A 2,727-nucleotide genomic window follows, 5' to 3' on the forward strand; every position below is an offset into this window, starting at 1 on the left:
GATGTGGCTTCCCAATTTTTTCTTTTTATTTATAGGGCTTGTTCTTGCCGTTATTAAGGTGCGTAAATGAATAAAATAATGATACTTGACAAATATCTTATCCGCCAATTTTTGCCTATTTTTTTTATTGCTATTTCTATGTTTGTATTTTTGCTTTTGCTTATAGATCTGTTTGCAAATTTAATCCGTTATCTTAACAATGAAGTGCCCATAAAGACGATTTTAAAAATAAGCCTTTATTTTATTCCCAAAAGCATTTCATACTCAATGCCGATGTCCCTGCTTTTTGCCGCGGCGTATACGTTAGGTGATCTTTACGCAAGAAACGAACTGACAAGCGTATTCGCGACCGGAATACCATTATGGCGGTTTAGCATTTCTTTTGTTGTGGTCGGTTTAGCCGCTTCTATTTTTTCTTTTTACCTTGACGACAGAATAGTAATACCTACGCTTAAACAAAAAAATGAACTTTCAAGGCGGGCGTTAAAACAGTATGTTACTGAAAGCAACTCGGATATTGTCATAAAGGCCAGAAACGGGCTTGTAATTTATTCGGTTGATTATTTTGACAGCGAAAAAAATATTTTAAACGGCGTAAGCGTCGTGGAGATGAATAAAGACGGCTCGTTTGTCTCGCAGATTCGCGCCCCATCCGCCGAGTGGAAGGGCGGTTATTGGGAATTTAAAAACGCCGTCATTTACCGCTACGATGAAGAAGGCATATTGCGGATATACCCTTTTTCTATTGATGAGTCATATGACGAACATCCCGACATTTTTAGAAGAAAAGCCGAAACAAATAATAAATGAGAAAAACATTTCGGATAATATATAATTGAATATAGTTTTGGACAAAAAGCGTTTGCTTTCAAGAGAATTAGCGTTTCGCCGTTGAAAATAAAAAATAATTGAATTAATCAAATCTTTCATTATCATTCCAATAATAACGCCGCTATTTGCGCCGCCTCTATGCGCCGACAGATCCAAAACCGCCTCTTGTCGTTACGCAAAGCTCGCCAACCTCCGCAATGTTCTCCATGCAAATGGGAGCGATAACAAGCTGGGCATTCGCTCCCATCTTTAATTATAATGCTTTCGCGGTTCAAATTTAGGTATTAGCCCATCAACCACGCGGAATTTCGATTTTAATTCCTGCGTTGATTGCCGCTTTTCGCTTCAGGGGCGCCTGTCGGATCAATCGCGTCGATATACGAAAGATTGAGACGGCCCTGTTTGTCAATTTCAAGCAATTTGACCTGAATCTGCTGGCCTTCCTTTAACACGTCCGTCACCTTCTCGATCCTTTTCCTTGAAAGCTTGCTTATGTGGACAAGTCCTTCCTTGCCGGGCAGTATCTCCACAAACGCGCCAAATTCCATTATGCGCTTTACAGTTCCGTTGTATACTCTGTCAACTTCCGGGTCGCACGCTATGCCGACAACCGCCGCTTTAGCGTCTTCCGCGTCCTTCGTGCTCTTGCCGAAAATTGTTACAGTGCCGTCGTCCTCCGTGTTAATTTTTACCGAATATTGTTCACATAACGCTTTTATGTTTTTTCCGCCTGGGCCGATAAGCGCACCGATTTTATCAATATCGATCCGTAAAGTGACAATCTTGGGAGCGTATTCGCTGATCTGCTCGACAGGCTTGTCTATACACTGGTTCATTATCGAAAGAATATGCATCCTTCCCCGTTTTGCCTGATCAAGCGCCTTTCGCATAATTTCAGAACTGACACCGGCGATTTTTATGTCCATTTGAAAGCCAGTTATGCCGTCTTTTGTTCCGGCGACTTTAAAGTCCATGTCTCCCAAGTGGTCTTCCTCGCCTAAAATGTCAGATAACACGGCGAACCTGTCGCCAGGACCGGCTTTTCCTTCGGTGATAAGCCCCATCGCGATGCCCGCCACGGGTTTTTTCATCGGTACTCCCGCGTGAAGCATGGAAAGAGTTCCGCCGCAGACTGACGCCATCGAAGAAGATCCGTTAGACTCCATAATTTCCGAGACGACGCGGACCGTATACGGGAATTCGTCTTTTGTGGGAATCATCGCTTTTAAAGAACGTTGCGCCAAATTGCCATGCCCTATTTCCCTGCGTCCTGTTCCCATTCTGCCGACTTCGCCGACTGAATAAGGGGGAAAGTTGTAATGCAGCATAAAGTTTTCGCGCTTATCGCCTTCAATATCGTCGAAAATCTGTTCATCAAAAACCGTTCCCAATGTCGTTACCGCAAGCGCCTGAGTCTCACCCCGGGTGAATAACGCCGAGCCGTGGGTACGCTGTAAAATTCCCACTTCGCAAGTGATGTTGCGGATATCTTCCAACCCCCTGCCGTCAACGCGCTTTCCGTTATTCAAAATTGACGAGCGCAGGATTTCATACTGCATATCCTCAAATAACGCGTCGAAAAGTTTTTTTTGGTTTTCATCTTCAAGCTGCGCCGAGTGTTGGGCCGCCAATTCAGTTTTAACGGCTTTAATGCCGTCGTGCCTTTCCAGTTTTGTTGGAAGGAAGCAGGCTGTTTGCAGTCTTGGAAAAGCAGTTCCTCGTATGGCGTCCGCGTTTTCAAGGGAATAAGGAAGCGGAGTGAGGGGGAGCTTAGGCTTTCCCGCAAGCTCGCGCAGTTTTTCCTGCAACGCGCAAAATTCCTTAATCATGGCGTGGGCTTTATCAAGCGCCTGTATCATCAGCTCTTCGCTTACTTCTTTCGCGCCGCCTTCCACC

General features: G+C 44.6%; 2 protein-coding genes. One reads left to right on the top strand and one right to left on the bottom strand.

Features of this window, described 5'->3' with window-relative positions:
* Positions 1–66 precede the first annotated feature (66 nt).
* Positions 67–810 carry an LptF/LptG family permease gene (locus ACYVRA_RS06070; protein ID WP_461251856.1) on the top strand — a complete coding sequence of 248 codons (744 nt, stop codon included), beginning with the start codon at positions 67–69 and terminating at the stop codon, positions 808–810.
* A gap of 335 nt (positions 811–1,145) precedes the next feature.
* Here the strand turns inward: ACYVRA_RS06070 and pnp are convergent.
* Positions 1,146–2,727 (bottom strand): polyribonucleotide nucleotidyltransferase (gene pnp / locus ACYVRA_RS06075; protein WP_461251857.1); only part of this gene is annotated, 1,582 nt, incomplete at its 5' end.

Source organism: Treponema sp. R8-4-B8 (assembly GCF_054786175.1).

Excerpts from the sequence above, each read along its gene's own strand:
- ACYVRA_RS06070 (WP_461251856.1), top strand. The coding sequence starts at position 67 with ATGAATAAAATAATGATACTTGACAAATATCTTATCCGCCAATTTTTG.